This window comes from Streptomyces sp. URMC 126 (assembly GCF_051386555.1).
Classification (GTDB): Bacteria; Actinomycetota; Actinomycetes; order Streptomycetales; family Streptomycetaceae; genus Streptomyces.
On sequence record NZ_JBPQTX010000036.1, the window covers coordinates 13,665 to 35,248 of the forward strand.

16 protein-coding genes are annotated in these 21,584 nt (G+C 72.0%); 8 read left to right on the forward strand and 8 right to left on the reverse strand.

Annotated elements, in window-relative coordinates; genetic code table 11:
• Window positions 1–99 precede the first annotated feature (99 nt).
• Window positions 100–1,932: a phosphoenolpyruvate carboxykinase (GTP) gene (locus ACSNOK_RS07215; RefSeq protein WP_436779744.1), complete on the reverse strand. Its 1,833-nt coding sequence runs from the start codon at window positions 1,930–1,932 to the stop codon at window positions 100–102.
• 274 nt (window positions 1,933–2,206) lie between these two features.
• Between ACSNOK_RS07215 and trhA the strand changes: the two genes are divergently transcribed.
• The 3 genes from trhA to ACSNOK_RS07230 all read left to right on the forward strand — a co-directional run bounded on the left by trhA (window position 2,207) and on the right by ACSNOK_RS07230 (window position 5,577).
• Entirely contained in the window at window positions 2,207–2,941 is a 735-nt protein-coding gene (gene trhA, locus ACSNOK_RS07220; RefSeq protein WP_436779745.1) for a PAQR family membrane homeostasis protein TrhA, read from the forward strand.
• A 435-nt stretch (window positions 2,942–3,376) separates the two neighbouring features.
• Entirely contained in the window at window positions 3,377–4,948 is a 1,572-nt protein-coding gene (locus ACSNOK_RS07225) for an MFS transporter (protein ID WP_436779746.1), read from the forward strand.
• Entirely contained in the window at window positions 4,945–5,577 is a 633-nt protein-coding gene (locus ACSNOK_RS07230; protein WP_436779747.1) for a TetR/AcrR family transcriptional regulator, read from the forward strand. The genes ACSNOK_RS07225 and ACSNOK_RS07230 overlap by 4 nt, the downstream gene beginning before the upstream one ends.
• Window positions 5,578–5,713: 136 nt before the next feature.
• Here the strand turns inward: ACSNOK_RS07230 and ACSNOK_RS07235 are convergent, their stop codons facing one another.
• Window positions 5,714–7,753, reverse strand: a complete 2,040-nt coding sequence (locus ACSNOK_RS07235; RefSeq protein ID WP_436779748.1) for a thioredoxin domain-containing protein — start codon at window positions 7,751–7,753, stop codon at window positions 5,714–5,716.
• A 217-nt stretch (window positions 7,754–7,970) separates the two neighbouring features.
• Between ACSNOK_RS07235 and ACSNOK_RS07240 the strand changes: the two genes are divergently transcribed.
• Window positions 7,971–11,273, forward strand: a complete 3,303-nt coding sequence (locus ACSNOK_RS07240) for a tetratricopeptide repeat protein (protein WP_436779749.1) — start codon at window positions 7,971–7,973, stop codon at window positions 11,271–11,273.
• A gap of 704 nt (window positions 11,274–11,977) precedes the next feature.
• Here the strand turns inward: ACSNOK_RS07240 and ACSNOK_RS07245 are convergent.
• Together ACSNOK_RS07245 and mca are read right to left on the reverse strand one after the other, a co-directional pair.
• Window positions 11,978–12,259, reverse strand: a complete 282-nt coding sequence (locus tag ACSNOK_RS07245; protein WP_436779760.1) for a hypothetical protein — start codon at window positions 12,257–12,259, stop codon at window positions 11,978–11,980.
• A gap of 7 nt (window positions 12,260–12,266) precedes the next feature.
• Window positions 12,267–13,136 carry a mycothiol conjugate amidase Mca gene (mca, locus tag ACSNOK_RS07250; protein ID WP_436779750.1) on the reverse strand — a complete coding sequence of 290 codons (870 nt, stop codon included), beginning with the start codon at window positions 13,134–13,136 and terminating at the stop codon, window positions 12,267–12,269.
• A 104-nt stretch (window positions 13,137–13,240) separates the two neighbouring features.
• Here mca and ACSNOK_RS07255 point away from each other — a divergent pair, with 104 nt between their 5' ends.
• Window positions 13,241–13,651, forward strand: a complete 411-nt coding sequence (locus tag ACSNOK_RS07255) for a DUF4307 domain-containing protein (RefSeq protein WP_436779751.1) — start codon at window positions 13,241–13,243, stop codon at window positions 13,649–13,651.
• Between the two features lie 336 nt (window positions 13,652–13,987).
• On the forward strand, window positions 13,988–14,485 hold the full coding sequence (gene greA / locus ACSNOK_RS07260; RefSeq protein WP_004947986.1) for a transcription elongation factor GreA: 498 nt from the start codon (window positions 13,988–13,990) through the stop codon (window positions 14,483–14,485).
• Between the two features lie 127 nt (window positions 14,486–14,612).
• On the opposite strand, the gene ACSNOK_RS07265 is transcribed toward greA, so the two are convergent.
• The 3 genes from ACSNOK_RS07265 to ilvA form a co-directional block, all read right to left on the reverse strand.
• Entirely contained in the window at window positions 14,613–15,566 is a 954-nt protein-coding gene (locus ACSNOK_RS07265; protein WP_436779752.1) for an ABC transporter permease, read from the reverse strand.
• Entirely contained in the window at window positions 15,563–16,546 is a 984-nt protein-coding gene (locus tag ACSNOK_RS07270) for an ATP-binding cassette domain-containing protein (RefSeq protein ID WP_436779753.1), read from the reverse strand. Before ACSNOK_RS07270 ends, ACSNOK_RS07265 begins: the two co-directional genes overlap by 4 nt.
• A gap of 158 nt (window positions 16,547–16,704) precedes the next feature.
• The gene (ilvA, locus tag ACSNOK_RS07275; protein WP_436779754.1) at window positions 16,705–18,216 is read right to left on the reverse strand and encodes a threonine ammonia-lyase; all 1,512 of its coding nucleotides are present in this window, start codon (window positions 18,214–18,216) and stop codon (window positions 16,705–16,707) included.
• A gap of 177 nt (window positions 18,217–18,393) precedes the next feature.
• On the opposite strand from ilvA, the gene ACSNOK_RS07280 reads away from it, so the two are divergent.
• Window positions 18,394–18,894 carry a MarR family winged helix-turn-helix transcriptional regulator gene (locus tag ACSNOK_RS07280; RefSeq protein ID WP_436779755.1) on the forward strand — a complete coding sequence of 167 codons (501 nt, stop codon included), beginning with the start codon at window positions 18,394–18,396 and terminating at the stop codon, window positions 18,892–18,894.
• Window positions 18,895–19,150: 256 nt separating this feature from the next.
• On the opposite strand, the gene ACSNOK_RS07285 is transcribed toward ACSNOK_RS07280, so the two are convergent.
• The gene (locus ACSNOK_RS07285) at window positions 19,151–20,302 is read right to left on the reverse strand and encodes a cystathionine gamma-synthase (RefSeq protein ID WP_436779756.1); all 1,152 of its coding nucleotides are present in this window, start codon (window positions 20,300–20,302) and stop codon (window positions 19,151–19,153) included.
• A gap of 180 nt (window positions 20,303–20,482) precedes the next feature.
• Between ACSNOK_RS07285 and ACSNOK_RS07290 the strand changes: the two genes are divergently transcribed.
• The gene (locus ACSNOK_RS07290) at window positions 20,483–21,553 is read left to right on the forward strand and encodes a hypothetical protein (protein ID WP_436779757.1); all 1,071 of its coding nucleotides are present in this window, start codon (window positions 20,483–20,485) and stop codon (window positions 21,551–21,553) included.
• Window positions 21,554–21,584 lie beyond the last annotated feature (31 nt).

Sequence of the window (21,584 nt, forward strand, 5' to 3'; positions counted from 1 at the left end):
ACGCCGGAGAACACGGCGGGCGGCCGGAGAGCGCGGCAAGGCGGCCGGAAAACACGGCAGGGCGGGACCGGACAACCTCCCGGTCCACGCCCCGTCACCTCAGCCCAGGCGCTTCACCAGCGCCCGGTACTCGTCCCACAGCTCCTTCGGCGTGTGCTCACCGAAGGTGTCGAGGTGCTCCGGCACCAGCGCGGCCTCCTCGCGCCAGACCTCCTTGTCGACCGAGAGCAGCAGGTCGAGGTCGGCGTCGGCGATGTCGAGGCCGTTCGTGTCGAGCGCCTCACGCGTGGGCAGGACGCCGATGGGCGTCTCGACGCCGTCCGCGGTGCCTTCCAGGCGCTCGACGATCCATTTGAGCACCCGGCCGTTCTCGCCGAAGCCCGGCCACACGAAGCGGCCGTCCGCGTCCTTGCGGAACCAGTTGACGTAGTAGATCTTCGGCAGCTTCGCCTCGTCGCCCCGCTCGGCCGCGGCCTGGCCGACCTTGATCCAGTGGCCCATGTAGTCGCCCATGTTGTAGCCGCAGAACGGCAGCATGGCGAAGGGGTCACGGCGCAGCTCGCCGACCTTGCCCTCGGCGGCGGCGGTCTTCTCGGAGGCGACGTTGGCGCCGATGAAGACGCCGTGCTGCCAGCTGAAGGACTCGGTCACCAGCGGCACCGCCGAGGCCCGCCGGCCGCCGAAGAGGATGGCCGAGATCGGCACGCCCTTGGGGTCCTCCCACTCGGGCGCGATGATCGGACACTGTGCGGCGGGGACGGTGAAGCGGGCGTTGGGGTGGGCGGCCGGGGTGCCGGACTCGGGCGTCCAGTCGTTGCCCTTCCAGTCGGTGAGGTGGGCGGGCGGCTCCTCGGTCATCCCCTCCCACCAGACGTCGTTGTCGTCGGTCAGGGCGACGTTGGTGAAGACCGCGTTGCCCCACAGGGTCTTCATGGCGTTGGCGTTGGTGTGCTCGCCGGTACCGGGCGCGACGCCGAAGAACCCCGCCTCGGGGTTGATCGCGTAGAGCCGGCCGTCCTCGCCGAAGCGCATCCAGGCGATGTCGTCGCCGATGGTCTCCACCGTCCAGCCGGGGATGGTGGGTTCCAGCATGGCGAGGTTGGTCTTGCCGCAGGCGGACGGGAAGGCGGCGGCGACGTACTTGGCCTCGCCCTGCGGCGGAGTGAGCTTGAGGATGAGCATGTGCTCGGCGAGCCAGCCCTCGTCGCGGGCCATGACGGAGGCGATGCGCAAGGCGTAGCACTTCTTGCCCAGCAGGGCGTTGCCGCCGTAGCCGGAGCCGTAGGACCAGATCTCGCGGTCCTCGGGGAAGTGCGAGATGTACTTGGTGGAGTTGCACGGCCAGGGGACGTCGGCCTCGCCCTCGGCCAGCGGGGCGCCGAGCGAGTGGACGGCCTTGACGAAGAAGCCGTCGGCGCCCAGTTCGTCGAGGACCGGCTGTCCCATACGGGTCATGGTGCGCATGGAGACGGCGACGTACGCGGAGTCGGTGATCTCGACACCGATCGCGGAGAGCGGCGAACCGAGCGGGCCCATGCAGAAGGGCACGACGTACATGGTGCGCCCGCGCATGGAGCCGCGGAAGATGCCCTTCTCGCCCTGGAAGATCTCCCGCATCTCGGCGGGGTCCTTCCAGTGGTTGGTCGGACCGGCGTCCTCCTCCTTGGCGGAGCAGATGAACGTACGGTCCTCCACGCGCGCCACGTCCGAGGGGTCGGAGGCGGCGTAGTAGGAGTTGGGACGCTTGACGGGGTCGAGCTTCCGGAAGGTGCCCTTGGCGACGAGCTCCTCGCACAGGCGCTCGTACTCGGCCTCGGAGCCGTCGCACCAGACGACCCGGTCCGGCTGGGTGAGGGCGGCGATCTCATCGACCCAGGAGATCAGTTCCTGGTGGTTGGTGGGGGTGGTGGGAGCCGCATTTGCGCGCGCCACGATCGCTCCGTCCCGCCGGGGACCCAGGAGGCGCCCGGCGTCACATGTTGAGGGTGGTAACGGGCCGTCCGCGTGCCTGACCCGGCAGCCGGTCCGTTTCTGCACATTCGCCCCTTGGGGGCTGCGACCCAGACGCTTCGTGACCGCTCATCCGGTGCCGCCCGCACTCATTTGATCATCCGACTCCGTTTCGGTTCTGTCCAGGGGGCACTCCCGTGACCATCGCCACGTGATACCGGTGCGTAACCTACGGTGGCGTAGGTAGCATTGCTCCATGACACCCGCGTCCGACGCGGCGCCCGTCGCGCCCGCAACTTCCGCCGGTGCCGCGACCACCGCGCCTTCCGCCTCCTGCCCCGAACCCCTGTCGGCAGTCGTCAAGCCGCGGCTCCGCGGCTGGCTGCACGCCGGGATGTTCCCCGCCGTCCTGATCTCCGGCATCTTCCTGACCGCACTCGCGGACAGCACCCGCGGCCGGATCGCCTGCGCCGTCTACGTCCTCAGCGCGTGCCTGCTGTTCGGCATCAGCGCCCTTTACCACCGCGGCGACTGGAGTCCCCGGGTCACGGCCGTGCTCCGCCGCCTCGACCACGCCAACATCTTCCTGATCATCGCCGGCACCTATACGCCGTTGACCATGCTCCTGGTCCCGGGCGGACGCGGCCAGTTGCTGCTCTGGGCCGTCTGGGCCGCGGCCGCGGCCGGGATCGCCTTCCGGGTCTTCTGGGTCGGCGCACCGCGCTGGCTCTACACCCCCTGCTACATCGCCATGGGCTGGGCGGCCGTCTTCTTCCTGCCCGACTTCCTGCGCAAGGGCGGCATCGCCGTACTTGTCCTGGTGATCGTCGGCGGCCTCCTCTACAGCGTGGGCGGCGTCATCTACGGCATCAAGCGCCCCAACCCCTCACCTCGTTGGTTCGGCTTCCACGAGGTGTTCCACTCACTGACGCTGGCGGCCTTCGTGGTGCACTACGTCGGCATCTCTCTGGTGGCCTATACGCACGGCTGACCAGCCCCCCTCGCTTCGCGCCCCGTTCCGCGCGCCCGACGGCCCGTCCCACCGGCCGCCCGGCAGCGGCCGGGGCGCGCTCCGTTCCCGGCGCGCCCTCCGCGACGACAGCGGCCGCGAGGTCACGGCCACACGCCACGCCAGACCTCCGACACCGGCCAGCACCACGACCACCACCGCCACCTCACCCGCGACCAGATACGCGCCCACGCTCAACGCCGCGATCAGCACGGCACCGGCGTTCACCATGACACCCATCAGGGATCACCCCTCCGTTCGGCTTCTTACCGACCGTTCCCCTGCCCTGTACACAGCGTGACACACCCCACTGACATCAACGCGGCGCCAGGAAGCCGTTCAGGAGTCGCAAGTATTGACAGTGACTCCCATTTAAGAGTTACTGGCACTCCGCGCCGATCCCAGAGGAGTGCCCCTGTGACGACCGCACCCGCCCTGTCCCCGCCCACGCGGGGCGTCCAGCCCGACCCCCGCCGCTGGTGGGCCCTGACGGCCATCGTCGCCTGCATGCTCGTCCTGGGCTTCGACGGCACCATCCTCAATGTCGCCCTGCCCACCATGGCTGCCCAACTGGGCGCCGAAGCAGGCACCTTGCAGTGGATAGCCGACTCCTACCTCGTCGTCTTCGCCGCCCTGATGCTGCCCGCGGGCCTCCTGGGCGACCGCTTCGGCCGCCGGCGCATGCTGGGCGTCGGTCTGACCGTCTTCCTCGTGGGCGCCCTCGTCGGCACCGTCGCCACCGACGCGGCCACCGTCATCGCCGGCCGCGCGGTGATGGGGGCCGGCGCCGCCCTGATCCTGCCGCTCTCGATGGCCGCCCTCCCCGCGATCTTCCCGCCCGAGGAGCGCAGCAAGGCGGTCGGCACCATGTCGGCCGCCTCCGCGCTGGGCATGCCCCTCGGCCCGGTCATCGGCGGGTTCCTGCTCGACCACTTCTGGTGGGGCTCCGTCTTCCTGATCAACATTCCGCTCATCGGCGCGGCCCTGATCGCCTGCCGCTTCCTGATGCCCGAGACCAACGACCCCGCCTCCCCCACCGTGGACGTCCTCACCACCATTCTTTCCATCGGCGGCCTGGGCGCACTCGTCTACGGCGTGACCGAAGGGCCCCGGCACGGCTGGGGCTCCCCTCCCGTCCTCGGCGCGCTGGCCGCCGCCCCGGTCCTGCTCGCCCTGCTCGTCCTGCGCTCCCGGCGGCAGAAGCGGCCGATGCTCGACCTCGAACTGCTGCGCCACCGGGGCTTCCTGTGGAACAGCGTCGCCGCCTCCCTGGTGATGTTCACCTTCACCGGCCTCCTGTTCGTCCTCCCCTCGTACTTCCAGAGCGTGCTGGGCAACGACGCCTTCACCACCGGGCTGTGCCTCATCCCCATGCCCCAGGGCCTGCTGGCCGCTTCCTGGATCGCACCGCCGTTGGTCAAGCGGCTGGGCCGCCACGTCGTCATTCCGGGCGGCCTGACCGTCATCGCGGCGGCCACCCTGGTCGGCAGCCGCACCTCGGTCGACGACGGTTACGGCTTCACCGCCGGATGGCTGTCCGTGGTGGGACTCGGCTTCGGATTCGCCATGATCCCGGCCATGGACGGAGCCCTCGGCACACTGCCCCGTGAGCGGGTGGGCACGGGTGCCGGACTGTTGATGACGCTCCGGCAAGTGGCCGGAGCGGTCGGCCTCGCCGCCCTGGGAAGCCTGCTCGCCGGCGCCTACCGCGACCGGCTGGACACGAACCGGCTCCCCACCGCCGTGGCACGGGCGGCGGACGACTCCGTGGTGAGCGCCCACGCGACGGCCGCCCGGCTGGGCGACACCGCCCTGGCGCGCTCGGCCGACACCGCGTACCTGCACGGCATGAGCCTCACCCTGCTGGTCTGCGGCGGCTTCGCCCTCCTGGCGGCCGTGCTGGTGGCGGTCTTCCTGCCGGACACGCGCGACCGCACCGCGGCCCCCGCCACCGCTGTGGCCGCCGAAACAGCGGATGCCCGAGAATGACGGTCATGGCCTCCGCACCAACCTCCCCCGCCGCCCAGCCGGGCCCCCGGCTCGGACTGCGCGAACGGAAGAAGATCCAGACCCGTCAGGCGATCCGCGCCGCCGCCTACCGGCTCTTCGAGGAACAGGGGTACGACGCGACCCCGGTGGATCAGATCGCGGAAGCCGCCGACGTCTCGCCCAGCACCGTCTTCCGGTACTTCCCCACCAAGGAGGACATCGTCCTCACGGACGAGTACGACCCCCTGCTGGAAGCGGCGCTCCGGTCCCGCCCGGCCGACGAACCCCCGCTGCGGGCGATCCGCAACACCGTCCTCGGCGCGATGCGCGACATCCTCGGCGACGACAGCCCCGAGATGCGGATGCGCAACCGGCTGATCCGGGACGTGCCCAGCCTGCGGGCCCGCTCCGGGGAAGGCATGGGCAAGTCGGCGCGCATGCTGTGCTCCGTCCTGGCCCAGCGCACCGGCCGCCCGGAGGGCGACGTGGAACTGCGCATCGCGACCACGGCGGTGCTGGCCGCCATGCAGGAGGCCCTGATGGTGTGGGTGGACGAGGGGCAGACCGGCGACCCGGTCGACTATCTGCGCCGCGCCCTGGACGTACTGGAGCGCGGCCTCACCTTCTGACCGCCCCACCGCCTTCCGACCACACCGACCGTCTCCCGCCCCCCGCGGCCTTCCGACCACACCGCCCGTCTCCCGACCGCCCCACCACCTTCCGTCCGCACCGCCCGTCTACCGGCCACACCACCGTCCGAGGCGGTCACCCCCGCCCGAGCTTCGCCGCCAGCTCCTCCGGGTCCGAGGTCGGCGCGTCACAGGTGAAGCCCCGGCACACATAGGCGGCCGGGCGGCCGTCCAGCAACGGCCGGTCCGCCAGCAACGGCACCTCGGCGGCCGTCGCGGAGGCCGGCTCTCCCAGGGCGACGGCCAGCCCGGGCCGCTGGGAGAGCAGGGCCGTACGGTGCAACTCCCCGGTGGCCGGATCGTCGAGCGGCCCGACGACGGCGACCTCGTACGGCCCGTCGAGCAGCGCCTCGGCCACCGAGAGACCCCAGCCGATGAACCGCGGCGCCTTGGGCCCGAGCACCCGGACCACCCCGAGTGCCCGTTCCGCCGCTTCCCGGTGCGGCGCGCTGCCGGTGAGCGCCGCGTAAGTCAGCAGCGCCCCGGCGGCCGCGGTCCAGCCCGACGGGGTGGCGTTGTCCGTCGGATCCTGCGGGCGACGGATCAGGCTCTCGGCGTCGTCGGCCGTGTCGAAGAGCGCGCCCTCCTCGTCACGGAACCGGATCAGAACGGTGTCCAGCAGCAGCCCCGCGAAATCCACCCAGACGCCCTCGCCGGTGACGGCGGAGAGGGCGAGGAACCCCTCCGCGACATTCGCGTAATCCTCCAGCACACCCGCGTGTGACCCGGCGACTCCGTCCAGGGAGGTACGGAAGAGGCGGGCGTTCCAGTCCATATGCGTGCGGACGAGCAGATCGGCGGCGTCCGTCGCGGCCTGGACCAGGTCGGGGCGGTCGAAGTAGGCGCCGGCCTCGGCCAGCGCGGCGATGGCCAGCCCGTTCCACCCCGCGACGATCTTGTCGTCACGTCCGGGCCGGGGCCGCCGGGCCCGGGCGGCCAGCAGCCGCTCCCGGACCGAAGCGATCCGCTCCGCGTCCACCAGCCGCTCGCTGTCGGGCAGTTGCAGGACGGACGCGCCCTCCTCGAAAGTGCCCTCGTCGGTGACGCCGAAGTAGTCGGCGGCGAGCTCGGCGTCCGCCTCCCCCAGCGTCTCCCGGAGCTGTTCGGGGGTCCAGACGTAGTAGGCGCCCTCACGGTGCCGGCCCTGCCCGTCGTCGCTGTCCGCGTCCAGGGCGGAGGCGAAACCGCCCTGCTCGGTGCGCAGCTCCCGGACCAGGAAATCGGCGGTGTCCAGGGCCACCCGCCGCGCCAGGCCCGAGCCGGTGGCCCGCCACAGGTGTGCGTAGACCCGGCACAGCAGGGCGTTGTCGTACAGCATCTTCTCGAAGTGGGGCACGACCCAGCCGTTGTCCACGGAATAGCGGGCGAAGCCTCCGCCCAGCTGGTCGTGGATCCCGCCACGGGCCATGGCCTCGCAGGTGGCCGTCACCATGTCGAGCGCGGCGGCGGAGCCCGTACGGACGTGGTGGCGCAGCAGGAACTCCAGCACCATCGACGGCGGGAACTTCGGCGCCCCGCCGAAGCCACCGCGTACCGCGTCGAAGTCGCGGGTCAGCGCCATCAGGGCCATGTGCAGTTCGTCGGCCGCGGGCGGCGGCCCGCCGGCGGCGCCCAGGGTGCGCTGCGACAACTCGCCGACGATGCGCCCGGCCACCTCCCCCACCTCGTCCCGCCGGTCACGCCAGGCGGCCGCCACCCCTTCCAACACCTGACGGAAGCCGGGCATCCCATGCCGTGGGGCGGGCGGGAAGTAGGTGCCGAAGTAGAAGGGCTCGGCGTCGGGCGTCAGAAACACGGTCATGGGCCAGCCGCCGTGCCCGGTGGCGGCCTGCACCGCCTCCATGTAGACGGCGTCGATGTCGGGCCGCTCCTCGCGGTCGACCTTGACGGAGACGAAGTGCTCGTTGAGGTAGGCGGCGATCTCCTCGTCCTCGAAGCTCTCGTGTGCCATCACGTGGCACCAGTGGCAACTGGAATAGCCGACGCTCAGCAGCACGGGGACGTCCCGTCGCCGGGCGTCCGTGAAGGCCTCGGGTGACCAGGGCCACCAGTCGACCGGATTGTCGGCGTGCTGGAGGAGGTAAGGGGACGTCTCGTGCGCCAGGCGGTTCGGCATGTCTCCATCCTTCCCCAACGGGAGTCCCGACCGCCTCATTCGGCACCCCGACTCTCCCCTGGCCTTCCCCTGACGCAACCCCGACGGGCCCCGCCCCCTCCCCTGAGACCGCTCGGCTGGGTTTTCCACAGGGGGTTATCCACAGGTCTGCCGGAATCGGCGACGAAGCGGAACACTGGGACGCCTTGAGCATTCGCTGGTCGAAGGGGGACGGCACATGCAGAGCTCGCTGCCCGCGCTGCGGCAGGGTCACCGCGCGGAAGTCGAGAGCCTGCTGGAGCGGGCGGTCGAGGAAGAGGTGCGCCGTTCGGGTGGGCGGGTCGACGGGGACGTGCTGCTGCGGCGGGCGCGTGAGGAGTTGGACGCGCTGGCCGAGGCGGCGGCCGAGGAGTACGCGGCGTACATCCGGGCCCTGGACGAGGAGTCCGCGACTGTCGGACCGTTGTCCGCGCGCTTGTCGGGCTCCGCGCTCGGCACGCCCATGCTGGTCACGGCCGTCACGGCGGTGACGGCTTTCGGGGCCGACCTGGGTTATGGGACGTCCGCGGGCACCGCTGTCAGCACGGCGGTCGCGGTGGCCCTCGCGGGATCCGTGGCTACGCTCGCGAAATTGACGGCGGGGCATTGGCCGGCCCGGCACCGGCGGGCCGCGTTGCGGGGACAGCCCGGCGGTGCCGAGCAGTTGAGACTCCAGTGGCGGACGGCGGTGGAGGTGAGGGGGATACGGCCCTTCCTCGACCGACAGCGGATGCTGCGGGGGGCGCACAACGGCAAGGGCTCCACGCCGGGCACGCCAGGTAAGGGCAGCTCGTCGCGGGTGCCGCAGTTGCGCGGCGGCGACCGCAGCGCGCTCGCCCGGCAGCGGAGCCTCCTGGCCCGGTCGTTCGACGATCTCCCTCCGGCCGACGGCCCGTTCGCGGGCCGGAAGACGCAGGTGGACCGGATCGCCCAGTGGGTGCACCAGGCCCGGGCGAGCACCGAGACGAAGCCGACAGTCGTGGTGCTGCGCGGCCCACAGGGAGCCGGCCGGACCACGCTGGCCTTGCGCGCGGTGCACCATCTGCGGGATCAGTTCCGGGGCGCCTGTGTCGTGGATCTGCGGGGCGAGAGCCAGGAGGAGCCGCCGTTGTCGACCCGCGACGCGCTGTTGCACCTGCTCAACCGACTCGGCGCCCCTCGCGACCAGTTGTTCTTCCGGGAACGCTCCTCACGCGAACAGCACCTCAGACGGCTGTCCGACGCGTACCACAAGCATCTGGCCGCGCTGCCGGTGGCGATCGTGCTGGACGACGCGTCGGACGCGGAGCAGGTGTGCGCCTTGGTGCCCGACCGGTCCGAGTGCCTGGTCCTGGTCACCACGCGTGAGCCGCTGGAGCTGCCGCGGGAGTTGGAGGCGTGGGTCCACAGCCTGGAAGTGGGCCCGCTGGACGAGGCGGGAGCGGAGGAGCTGTTGCGCTCGGTTGCCGCGGCGGACGAGGAGGGGGCGACGGCCACGGCACAGGACGACGAGCTCTACGACGGCCAGTCGCTCACTCGGGTCCGGGAGTTGTGCGGCGGGTTGCCGCTGGCCCTGCGGGTGGCCGGGTCCTCGCTCGGAGCGCGGACGCCGCGCGCGCTGGCCGTGGAGCTGGAGGCGGCGGACCAGTCCGGTCCGGTGGAGAGGGCGCTGTGGCTCCGTTACATGGACCAAGGCGAGGACGCTCGGCGGCTGCTGCGACGGCTCGCGCTGGCCGGCCGGGCGTCGCTGGGGGCGGCCGCGGCGGCGGCCCTGCTCGCGGCCGACGGGCAGGAGGCGACGAAGCGGCTGACGGAGCTGGCGCGAGCAGGGCTGATCGAGCCCGTCCGCCCCGGGCGTTACCGGATGCACGACCTGGTGCGGGATTTCGCCCATACGCGGTTGCACGAGGAGGAGGACCCCGGCGAGCGTGGAGCGGCCCAGGAGCGGCTGATACGCAGCTACGCGGAGCTCGCCGACTTGGTCATCCGCATGGTGGACGGCAAGACCTCGACGCGCGCCGACATGTTCGCCGAGGGCGCGGCCGGAGGCCATGGCTTCCCGTCACTGGACGCGGCCCTGCGCTGGCTGGACGACGAGTCGAGCTTCATCACGGCCGCGCTCCGGCACGCGGAGGGCGTGGACCAGTCGGCGGTGCTGCACCTGCTGGGCGCCCTGTGCGACTACTGCCTGCTGCGCGGAGACCTCTACCGGCTGGCCGAGCTGAGCGAGCTGACCCAGGCCACGGACCGGGAGCTGCTGACCCGCTCCGTGCAGTGGCGCACGGGTGTGGCGGCCCGGCAGCTCGGCGAGCTGGACGCCTCCCGGACGACGCTGACCTCGGTGGTCGATCTGTACCTCGACGCCCAGCACCACGCGGGCGCGGCACGGGCGCTGCGCGATCTCGGTATCACCCTCCAGCACCAGGGGAACCTGAAGGAAGCCGCCGCGAAGCTGCGCGAGGCGTTGGAGTTGCAGGCCGCTCCGGAGCTGAGCGGCGACCGGGCGTGGACGATGCACGCGCTGGCCGCGGTGGAACGCGACCGCGGCCGGCTCGCCGAGGCGCTGGACCTGCTCGCCGTCGCCCTGGAGCTGCACCGGGAGAGCGAGAGTCTGCACGGCCAGGCGTGGGCGCACTTCCAGCTCGGCCAGGTGCGGCTGCGTATGGGCCGCCCGGAGCCGGCGGAGGCCGAGCTGCGCCAGGCGCTGGACCTTTACGGGCGGACGCAGGACGGGCGGGGCGCGGCCTGGGCCTTGACCCAGCTCGCCCGGGGACGGTTGATAGCCGGGGACGCGGCGGCGGCCGTGGAGTCGCTCCGGCAGGCGGTGTCCCGGCATCGAGAGCACGAGGACGCGCGGGGCGAGGCGTGGACCTTGTTCTACCTGGGCCAGGCCCTGGAGGAGCTCGGGGATCTGCCGGCCGCGCTGCGGGAGCTGGAACGGGCCCGGACGATGTTCAACCGGATGCGTGACGTCTACGGTCTCGCCTGCGCCCGTCATCACTCGGCCCGAGTCACGCGGGACCAGCGGGCGGCCCAGACGGGGAGCCTGCGGAACAGCGGCTTCGCCCGGCAGTTGCTCCAGGACGCCCGGCTGGACTTCCAGCGGGTGGGTGTCGCGCACGGCGAGGCGTGGTCGTGCCTGGAACTGGCGGTGATCGACGCGGGCAACGGCAGGCTGGAGCAGGCACTGGAGCTGACGGAGGAGGCGGAACGGCTGTTCACGGGGTTCGGCGACCGGCGGGGCGAGAGCTGGGCCCGGTTCCTGCGCTGCACGCTGCTGCCCTTCGTCTCACCTGGCGGCTCGGTGGTGGGCGCGGCCGTGGCCGGCGAGGACCTGGCCCGCCTGCGGCGGGAGCTGCGGGGCGCGGACTGGGCGGTGGACCCGGCGCTGGAGCAGTACGCCGAGGCGTACGCACTGGTGCTGGAGCGCGGGGTGGAGCCGGAGGCCGGGTGGCAGGCGTGGCGCCTGGGCATGGTGCCGGGACGGCGGGCCCGGGAGGTGATGGCCGTGCTGCCGCGGTAGGGACTCGGGCCGCTCGATCGCCGCGTCGAGGCCAAGGGCCGGGGCCGGGGCCGGGGTCGCCGAGCCCGAGCGTGGCCGGTCGGCGCGGAGGCTTCGTTTCGAGGGCCTCGCCGGGCGCTCAGGCTCCTGCCCGTCCACGAGCAGGGCCGGTCCAGGAGCACGGCTGTTCAGGGGCGCCATCAGCCCCGTGGGGCCGTCGGCTCCATCGCTCCGAGGCATAGGCGGGGGCTCACAGCAGGCTCCGCGCGTCGAAGCCGACACGGGCGGGAGCGGAGGTCGCGGAGGTAGCGGCGGATTCCGTGCGGGGCAGCGCTGAGGTCCGGCCGGCAGCGGCCTGGGAGAACCAGGTCGTCGCTACGGGTCGGAGGAGCGAACGGGCCGGAGCGTGGCCGGACCGGTTCCACTGCCGTGCGGCCGGCTGGGGCCGCACAGCAGCGGCTCCCACCCGACCACCGGGTGGGACCGGGCTTGACCGGACACGGCCGGGCCCGGTCAGCGGAACCGGACCGGGCCGGCCCGCGGCGGAGCGGTCCCTGAGGTGGGGCCGCTGGACGGCCGGGCGCCCGCGTCGCGGGCGGTTCGTTTCCGCCTTGGCCGGGCGAGTCGCTCCGGAGTCTTTCGGTCCGGGCGCCCGGGCGGTCCGGGTGGTCCGGGCGGTTCAGGCGGTTCAGGCGGGACGGGGTTCGGTTCGGGTCCGTCCTGGGTCAGGCGGGGGTCTTGCCGCCGCCCGTCGCCGCGCCGTCGGAGACGGCGGTGGCGGCGGACGCGGCGGTGGTCGCCGGGGCGGCGCTGTCCGGCGCCTCCTCGAAGTTCACCCGCTTCATGTGCTTCGTCATGCTCTTCATCAGCAGCCACACGGCCGCGCCGATGACGGCGAAGACGATGAAGCCCAGGACACCGGGGGTGACCTTGTTCTTGTCGAGGTCGTCCCCGGCGGCGGCGAGCGGCACCAGGTGGGTGACGGCGAGGGAGGCAGTCGCGCTCATCATGGGCTCAATTGTTGCGGATGCCCGCGAAGAGGTCGTCCTCGGGGAGGGACGTGGCGACGAGAGACTTGGCGAGCTCGTACTCCTCGGTCGGCCAGACCTCGCGCTGGAGGTCCAGCGGCACCTTGAACCAGCCGCCGTCCGGATCGATCTGCGTGGCGTGGGCGATCAGCGCCTTGTCGCGGATCTCGAAGAAGTCGCCGCAGGGCACGAAGGTGGTGAGGTTGCGCTCCCGGCCCATCGTGTGCCAGCGCTCCAGCCACTCGCCGTAGGGCGATTCCATGCCGCGCTCCAGCAGCGCGTCGTGGAGCGCCTGGGTGCGGGGGCGGTTGAAGCCCTGGTTGTAGTAGAGCTTGAGCGGCTGCCACGGCTCGCCGGCCTCGGGGTAGCGGGACGGGTCGCCCGCCGCCTCGAACGCCACCATCGAGATCTTGTGGGTCATGATGTGGTCGGGGTGCGGGTAACCGCCGTTCTCGTCATACGTGGTGATCACGTGCGGCTTGAACTCGCGGATCAGCTTGACCAGCGTCCCGGCCGCCTCGTCGACGTCCTGGAGCGCGAAGCAGCCCTCGGGCAGCGGGGGCAGCGGGTCGCCCTCCGGAAGCCCGGAGTCCACATAGCCCAGCCACTCCTGCTTGACGCCCAGGATGTCGCGGGCCTCGTCCATCTCCTTCGCCCGGACCTCGTGGATGTGCTCCTCGATGTAGGGGTCCCCCTGGAGCTTGGGGTTGAGGATGGAACCGCGCTCCCCGCCCGTGCAGGTGGCGACCAGCACGTCCACCCCCTCGGACACGTACTTGGCCATCGTGGCCGCGCCCTTGCTCGACTCATCGTCGGGGTGGGCGTGAACGGCCATCATTCGCAGCTGCTCAGTCAAGGCTCGATCCTCAGTCACTCGTCTCGGCAGACGCCTCCTATAGTGACCGAAGCGGGAGCCGTTTCATTCCGCGTTCACAAATCGGCGTCCGGGAGGCGATGATCATGGCTGCGCAGCGCGAGGCCCTTCCCGAGGGCCGTTACGGCCGCTCGGCGGACGAGCGCGCGAACCGCAAGCTCAAGATCGTCGGGGGGACGCTGTTCGCGGCCTTGCTCGCCTTCGTCGCGTGGGCCGGTGTGCACTATGTCACCAAGTCGGACGTCAGCGGTCAGCTCATCCGGTCGAAGAAGATCTCCTCGACGTCGGTCCAGGCGGTCATCGAGGTCCGCAAGGAGAAGAACGACAACGGGGTGTGCACGCTCCGCTCGCTGGGCGAGGACGGGGCGGAGGTCGCCCGCAAGGACGTGTCCCTGGACCGCCGTGAGACCCACTTCACCGAGCTCGTCACCCTCCGTACCACGGCACCCGCGCGCATCACCGAACTGGAAGGCTGCCGGACGACCGACCGCGGCTGACGGCGACTGACGGCGGCTGACCGCTCGCCCGTCGTCCGCCCCGGTGCGGACGCGCCCCCTCCGCGTGGACCGTTCCCGGGCCCCGCGGCCGGTGGGCGGCGAGCGGCCGAGTCGGCGGCCGGGCGACCGGCGCGGCGACCGCGGAGCCCGGAAGTACGCCGCTGACCTGCGACGATGCGATACTTGCGGGATTTCGTCCCACGACTTCTTCCCCCATTCCGGACGTAATTGTTAGGCTCGTGGTTTCGCCCGCCTTTGGAGGTGCACCCTTCTGAGTAGGGCGTTCATTTGTATCCGTGACCCCGAAGTTTTTCCCAGCACCGACGAGGAGCACCTGTGACCCAGACCAGCGACAGCGTCACCTGGCTGACTCAGGAGGCGTACGACCAGCTCAAGGCCGAGCTGGAGTACCTGTCTGGTCCCGCTCGCACCGAGATCGCGGCCAAGATCGCCGCGGCGCGCGAGGAAGGTGACCTGCGAGAGAACGGCGGGTACCACGCGGCCAAGGAGGAGCAGGGCAAGCAGGAGCTCCGTGTGCGCCAGCTGACGCAGCTGCTCGAGCACGCGAAGGTCGGCGAGGCCCCGGCCGCCACCGGCGTGGTCGCCCCCGGCATGGTCGTCACCATCGCCTTCGACGGCGACCCGGACGACACCCTGACCTTCCTGCTCGCCTCCCGTGAGTACGCGAGCTCGGACATCGAGACGTACTCCCCCCAGTCCCCGCTGGGCACCGGCGTCAACGGCAAGAAGGTCGGCGAGGACGCCGAGTACGAGCTGCCGAACGGCCGCAAGGCGAAGGTCCGCATCATGGACGCCACGCCGTACCAGGGCTGAGCCCGCCCTTCGTGGCGCATCGCGTCACCCCGCTTCCCGGCCCCGGACCGCATACGACGGTCCGGGGCCGGAGGCTTGTCCGGGAGGGCGGAATCGAGACCGGGTCACGGACCCCCGCCCGCGCTCCTCACCCCGTAGCCGACCGGTACTTCCGTACCGCCAGCCACCGGAACACCAGGATGATCAGCGCCGACCAGATCAGCGACGCCCACACCGGGTGCCGCATCGGCCAGGCGTCCGGCACCGGATAGCCGGGCGGCAGGTTGCCGAAGAGCTCACGGGCCGCCTGGACGGTGGCGCTGAAGGGGTTCCACTCGGCGATCACCCGCAGGACGGTCGGCATATTGCCGGACGGCACGAACGCGTTCGAGATGAACGTCAGCGGGAACAGCCAGACGAGCCCGCCCGAGGTGGCCGCCTCCGGAGTCCGCACGGACAGTCCGATCAGCGCGCCGATCCAGGAGAAGGCGTAGCCGAGCAGGAGCAGCAGGGCGAATCCCGCCAGGGCCTTGGCCACCCCCTCGTGGATCCGCCAGCCGACGATGGCGGCGACGATCGCCAGCATCACCAGCGTGAGCGCGGTCTGCACGAGGTCGGCGAGGGTCCGCCCGGTGAGGACGGCTCCCCGGGCCATCGGGAGCGACCGGAAGCGGTCGATGAGGCCCTTGTGCATGTCGTCCGCGATCCCCGCGCCGGCCCCCGCGGTGGCGAAGGTGACCGTCTGCGCGAAGATGCCCGCCATCAGGAACTCGCGGTAGAGCGACGGCTTCGTGCTGCCGCCGACGGCGATCGAGCCCCCGAACACATAGCTGAACAGCACCACGAACATGATCGGCTGGACGAGGCCAAAAACAACCACCTCAGGAATCCGCCGCATCCGCAGTAGATTCCGCTGGGCGATGACCAAGGAGTCGCGGACGGACCGGGCGACGCGGCCCCGTCCGGGCGTCGGCCCTCTGGGCACGGCGCGGCCGGCGGTCTGACCGGCGGTCCGGCCGACGTCCCGACTGGTCCCCCGATCGGCGGTGTGACCGGCGGCCTGACCGGCGACACCGTCGGCGGAATGGTCGGCGGCGGTCATGGCAGGACCCCTTCCTGCTGCCGTTCGGGCTCACCCTCCGTCTCGGCGGCGTGCCCGGTCAGCGAGATGAACACGTCGTCCAGCGTGGGACGGCGCAGCCCGATGTCGTCGATGCCGACGTCCCGGGCGTCGAGTTCGCGGATGATCTCGGCGAGCAGCCGCGCGCCGCCGGACACCGGGACGGTGATCCGCCGGGTGTGCGGTTCGACGGCCGACCCGCCGTCGCCGAAGCCCCGCAGCACGGCGTCGGCGACGGGGATGTGCTCGGGCCGGTGCACGACGACCTCGACGCGCTCCCCGCCGGTCCGCGCCTTGAGCTGGTCGGACGTGCCGCGCGCGATCACCCGGCCGTGGTCGACGACGGCGATGTCGTGCGCGAGGTGGTCGGCCTCCTCCAGGTACTGGGTGGTGAGCAGCAACGTCGTTCCGCTGGCGACCAGTTCCTGGATGACCTCCCACAACTGCTGGCGGTTACGGGGGTCGAGGCCCGTCGTCGGCTCGTCCATGAACATCACGGGCGGCCTGACGACCAAGGCCGCCGCGAGGTCGAGGCGGCGGCGCATCCCGCCGGAGTACGTCTTGGCGGGGCGGTCGGCGGCGTCGGCGAGGTGGAAGCGGTCCAGGAGTTCACCGGCCCGGCGCTTCGCCTCGCGCCCGCTCAACTGGTACAGCCTGCCGACCATGGCCAGGTTCTCACGGCCCGTCAGATACTCGTCCACGGCGGCGAACTGGCCGGACAAACCGATGCTCCGCCTGACCTCGTCGGGCCGCCGCAGTACGTCGATGCCCGCCACCGAGGCCGTGCCGCGGTCCGGTCTGATGAGGGTCGTCAGGACGCGCACGGCCGTCGTCTTCCCGGCGCCGTTGGGCCCGAGCAGCCCCAGGACCGTTCCCTCCGGGACGTCGAGATCGACGCCGTCCAGAGCCTTCACTTCGCCGAAGGTCTTGACCAGGCCTTCGGCGTGAATCGCGCCCGACATGGAACTTCTCCCCGTTCGGTGACGTAATTCAGGATTTTACGTTCAGCGGGAGCATTGCGCTCAGTGAAATGAAATTCCGGATATTCGCGTTTCCGCTGTGAAGGGCGGGGACCGAGTGCCGTGAGGGGGGCGGTCGAAGCGGGAAGTCCGTCCGCCCCTCAGGAGAGCACCGGATAGCCCGCCTCCCTCAGCGCCGTGCGCACGGCCGCGCAGTGCTCGTGTCCCTTCGTCTCCAGGTGCAGTTCCACCTCCGCCTCCGTCAGCCGCAGCCGTGGATCGGTGCGGACGTGGCCGATGTCGATGATGTTGACGTCCGCGGCGGACAGCACGTCCAGCAGGGCGGCGAGCGCTCCCGGACGGTCGGTGATCCGCAGCCGCAGCGAGAGGTAGCGGCCGGCGGCGGCCATGCCGTGCCGCAGGACGCCCTGCAGCAGCAGGGGGTCGACGTTCCCACCGGAGAGCACCGCCACGACGGGCCCCTCGAACGAGCGCGGGGCGGCCAGCAGCGCCGCCACCGGGCTCGCGCCGGCCGGTTCCACCAGCAGCTTCGCCCGCTCCAGACAGAGCAGCAGCGCGCTCGCCAACTGGTCTTCGGAGACGGTACGGACCTCGTCGACCAGCTGCCGGACGATCTCGAACGGTACGTCGCCGGGCCGCGCGACCTTGATGCCGTCGGCCATCGTGGCCGGCGCCTCCACGGCCACCGGACGCCCGGCGGCCAGCGAACGCGGGTAGGCGGCCGCGTCCGACGCCTGGACGCCGACGACACGTACGTCGGGCCGCAACGTCTTCAACGCCACGGCGATTCCGGCCGCGAGCCCGCCGCCGCCCATGCCCACCACGACCGTGCGCACCTCGGGACACTGCTCCAGGATCTCCAGCCCCACGGTCCCCTGGCCGGCGATGACGTCCGGGTGGTCGAAGGGGTGGATGAGGACCGCGCCCGTGCGCCGCGCGTGCTCGCGGGCGGCGCACAACGCGTCGTCCACCACCTGTCCGCGCAACCGCACTTCGGCTCCGTACTCACGGGTGGCGACGACCTTCGGAAGCGGCGCGCCCTCCGGCATGAAGACCGTGGACCGCACCCCGAGCAGCGACGCGGCGAGGGCGACGCCCTGCGCGTGGTTGCCCGCACTCGCCGCGACCACCCCGGCCGCGCGCTCCGCCACGGAGAGGCCCGCGATCCGCACATACGCGCCGCGGACCTTGAACGAGCCGGTCCGCTGGAGGTTCTCGCACTTGAGGTGCACCGGCGAACCGATCAGCCCCGACAGATGCCGGCTGCCCTCCAGGGCGGTGACCCGCGCGACGCCGGACAGTGTCTTCTGCGCCTGGCGGATGGCGTCGAGCGTGACGGGGAGAGAGGGGGCTTCCGGGAGGGAAGGAGTGGCCGGGGCGGGAAGGGAGGGAGTGGCGTCACTGGGGAGGCCGGTGGTCGCCGGCGTGTCCGGTGAGCCGGTGGAGGGGTCGCCGGGAGGGCCGGACGCCGGACCGGTCCGGGCCGAGGGACCGAACGGCCCCGACGAGCCGGAGGGAGTCGACGCCCCCGGGCGAGCAGATGACCCCGGGTAAGTCGACGAACCTGGGGAAGTCGATGAACCTGGGGAAGTCGACGGACCGGGCGGAACGTGCGCCGGACGATCGCCGCCGCCTCCCACGCGTGCAGCCATACCGCCAGTCTCGCAGCCCCGCGCCCGCCGCGGGGCCGCCATCCGAACGAACGGGGATCCCACGACCATACGAACCGACCGGTTTGCCCGGCAACGGCACGCGCACCCGTCCGGCCGCGTACTCTGTCCCCCATTCCCGAGCAATTCCAGCCCGCCGCACGAAGTGAGTCCCCAGCCATGCCCACCCCTCCGGACATGACGACCGACCTCGCACCAGGTGTCCTCGACACTCTCCAGCACCAGGTTGCCGTCTTCGCCCGCCGCGCAGAACAGACCCGGCTCGGCGGCGTCGGCCGGGTCCACAACTCGATGGACCGCGCCGCCTACCTGCTGCTCAACCGCCTCGACCAGGAAGGCCCGATGGGCGTCAAGGCGCTCGCCGCGGGCATGGGCATCGACTCGTCGACCGTCACCCGCCAGGTGGCGCCCCTCGTCGACACCGGCCTCGTCAAGCGCACCTCGCACCCCGAGGACGGCAGGGCCGTCGTCCTCCAGCTCTCGCCGCGCGGCAAGGCGCGGCTGGACGAGGTCCGCGCTTCGCGCAGGCAGCTGATGGCGCTCTGCACGGAGGGGTGGTCGGAGGAGGAGCGGGCCATGTTCTGCACGTTGCTGACGCGCTTCAACTCCGCGCTTTCCGAGGTGCACAGCTCTCTGCCGCAGGTGCCGCCGGCTTCCTGACGGCGCGCGCCGTCTCCCCGCGGCGGACCGCCGAGTGCCCACCGCCCGGCCGGCGTGCGGCGCTCGCCGGGCGGGGGGTGGGCACTCGGCGGTCCGCCGCGGGGGGGGCGCCGCCGGTGTCGTCTTCCGTGCGGCGCCCGGGTTCGCAGGGGGGAGGTGCCCCAGTCCCGCCCCTTCGCCGTTTCCTGGGGCTGACGCCTCAGACCCCGAAACCGCGCTTCGCGCGGTCGTCCTCAAACGCCGGACGGGCTGAAGCTCAGCCCAGCGCCTGCTTGATGTCCGCCAGCAGGTCGTCGATCGACTCGATGCCCACGGAGAGGCGGACGAGGTCGGCCGGGACCTCCAGGGCGGAGCCCGCCACGGAAGCGTGGGTCATCCGGCCCGGGTGCTCGATCAGCGACTCGACGCCGCCGAGGGACTCGCCGAGGGTGAACAGCTTGGCCCGGTTGCAGACCTCGACCGCCGCCTCCTCGCCGCCCTCGACGCGGAACGAGACCATGCCGCCGAAGGCGCGCATCTGCTTGGCCGCGACCTCGTGCAGCGGGTGCTCGGGCAGGCCGGGGTAGTAGACCCGGGTGACCTTGGGGTGGGAGAGCAGGAGGTCGGCGACGCGCTCGGCGTTGGCGCTGTGCCGGTCCATGCGGACGGCGAGGGTCTTGATGCCGCGCAGCGTCAGCCAGGAGTCGAAGGGGCCGGCGACGGCGCCCATCGCGTTCTGGTGGTAGGCGAGCTCGTCGCCCAGCGCGGCGTCGGAGGTGATCAGCGCACCGCCGACGACGTCGGAGTGGCCGCCCATGTACTTGGTGGTGGAGTGCACGACGACGTCCGCGCCGAGCGCCAGCGGCTGCTGGAGGTAAGGGCTGGCGAAGGTGTTGTCCACCACCAGCTTGGCCCCGCCCTCGTGCGCGACCTGGGCCACGGCGGCGATGTCCGTGATGCCGAGCAGCGGGTTCGACGGCGTCTCGACCCACACCGCCTTGGTGCGGTCGGTGATCGCGGCCCGGACGGCCTCGGGGTCCGAGGTGTCGGCGACGGACCACTCCACGCCCCAGCGGCCGACCACCTTGGCGAACAGCCGGAACGTTCCGCCGTAGGCGTCGTTCGGGATGACGACGTGGTCGCCGGGGGCCAGCAGCGTGCGCAGCAGGCAGTCCTCGGCGGCCAGGCCGGAGGCGAAGGCGAGGCCGCGGACGCCGCCTTCCAGCGCCGCCAGGTTCTCCTCAAGGGCGGTACGGGTCGGGTTGGCGCTCCGGCTGTACTCGTACCCGCCGCGCAGGCCGCCCACGCCGTCCTGCTTGTAGGTGGAAACTTGGTAGATGGGCGGCACGACGGCCCCGGTCAGCGGGTCCGCCTCCTGCCCGGCATGAATGGCGAGGGTCTCGAAGGATTGCTGCTGCTGGTCGCTCATTGTTCCGAGAGTAGTACCCGCTTTACCGGAATACTCCTGTTCACTTGTAACCGCCAGATGAACGATCCGCCGGTCCTACGACATCAGCGGTCAGGAACGATCGGAAGCGCCGCATCGTCCTTAGGTCGTCGGACCGCCGGCATCCCGTCCCCTCTCCGTCCCTCGCATTCAGGACAGCTCATGGAGTTTCTGTTCATCCTGCTCGCCCTCGTCGTCGTCTGCGGCGTCGTCGTGGCGCCCGCGCTGCGCCGCCGGCGCGCCGCTCAGGACGCGCTGCGGGGCGCCGGCGCTGCCGTCGACCCGTCGTACGGGCACGGCTTCGTCCCGGCCGAGCGGCTGGACGTACGCCTGCCGGGCCCGGACCCCGACCTGCTGGCCGCCGTCGAGGAGGCGCGCCGTACCCAGGACTGGAAGCCGGCGGCCGAGCTGCTGGCGCGCACCCCGGCGGACGGCGCCGCCGAGCTGCGCTGGCAGCGCGTGCAGACGCTGGCCGGGGCGGCGGCCCGCGAGCTCGCCGAGACGCCCGGCACCGGCGGCATGTGGCTGCGGCACTGGCGCGTGGTGGCCCCGAAGGACGCGGGCGGCGCGGCCGTGCAGGCCGAGTTCCTGGTCCAGCAGGCGATGCGCGACCCGTCGTCGCAGGACTACCGCATGATCCTGGAGGAGGCCCGGACCGTCTGCGCGGAGGCCGCGCTGCTCGCGCCGGGCGACCCCGTCCCGTACATCGTCCGGCTGAACGTCGAGCGGGGGCTCGGGGCGAGCGAGGCGGAGTTCCAGTCCGTCTGGGAGACCGTGACCTCCCGCGCACCGGGGCACATGGGGGCGCATCTGGTGGCGCTGCGCTACTGGAGCGCCAAGTGGCACGGCTCGCAGGAGCAGGCCGACGCCTTCGCCCGGCGGGCCGCCGCCGCGGCCCCCGCGGGCAGCCTGCTGCCGGCGCTCCCGCTGTTCGCCGTCCACGACCACCTGCCCGACGTCAACATGGTGCGCGGGCTGTACCACAGCGTCGTGGTCCGGGACGCGATCGAGGCCGCCCAGTACGCGGTCGTCCACGCCCCCGCCGACCACCCCGTGCTGCCACACGTGCGGCACCTGCTGGTCTGGTTCCTGGTGAACGCCGGGCGGTACGCCGAGGCGCTGGAGCAGCTGCGTGCGGTGGACGGCCACATCGGCGCCATCCCGTGGACGTACGAGGAGGACCCGGTCGCCGTGTACGCGGCGTACCGGGCACGGGCGGTGGCGGGGTACTGACCGGGACGGCCGGGGGCCTGTCTCTTATACA

Coding starts and splice junctions, on each gene's coding strand:
- trhA (WP_436779745.1), top strand. CDS start 2,207: ATGACACCCGCGTCCGACGCGGCGCCCGTCGCGCCCGCAACTTCCGCC.
- ACSNOK_RS07230 (WP_436779747.1), top strand. CDS start 4,945: ATGACGGTCATGGCCTCCGCACCAACCTCCCCCGCCGCCCAGCCGGGC.
- ACSNOK_RS07235 (WP_436779748.1), bottom strand. CDS start 7,753: ATGCCGAACCGCCTGGCGCACGAGACGTCCCCTTACCTCCTCCAGCAC.
- ACSNOK_RS07240 (WP_436779749.1), top strand. CDS start 7,971: ATGCAGAGCTCGCTGCCCGCGCTGCGGCAGGGTCACCGCGCGGAAGTC.
- ACSNOK_RS07245 (WP_436779760.1), bottom strand. CDS start 12,259: ATGAGCGCGACTGCCTCCCTCGCCGTCACCCACCTGGTGCCGCTCGCC.
- ACSNOK_RS07255 (WP_436779751.1), top strand. CDS start 13,241: ATGGCTGCGCAGCGCGAGGCCCTTCCCGAGGGCCGTTACGGCCGCTCG.
- ACSNOK_RS07265 (WP_436779752.1), bottom strand. CDS start 15,566: ATGACCGCCGCCGACCATTCCGCCGACGGTGTCGCCGGTCAGGCCGCC.
- ACSNOK_RS07270 (WP_436779753.1), bottom strand. CDS start 16,546: ATGTCGGGCGCGATTCACGCCGAAGGCCTGGTCAAGACCTTCGGCGAA.
- ilvA (WP_436779754.1), bottom strand. CDS start 18,216: ATGGCTGCACGCGTGGGAGGCGGCGGCGATCGTCCGGCGCACGTTCCG.
- ACSNOK_RS07280 (WP_436779755.1), top strand. CDS start 18,394: ATGCCCACCCCTCCGGACATGACGACCGACCTCGCACCAGGTGTCCTC.
- ACSNOK_RS07285 (WP_436779756.1), bottom strand. CDS start 20,302: ATGAGCGACCAGCAGCAGCAATCCTTCGAGACCCTCGCCATTCATGCC.
- ACSNOK_RS07290 (WP_436779757.1), top strand. CDS start 20,483: ATGGAGTTTCTGTTCATCCTGCTCGCCCTCGTCGTCGTCTGCGGCGTC.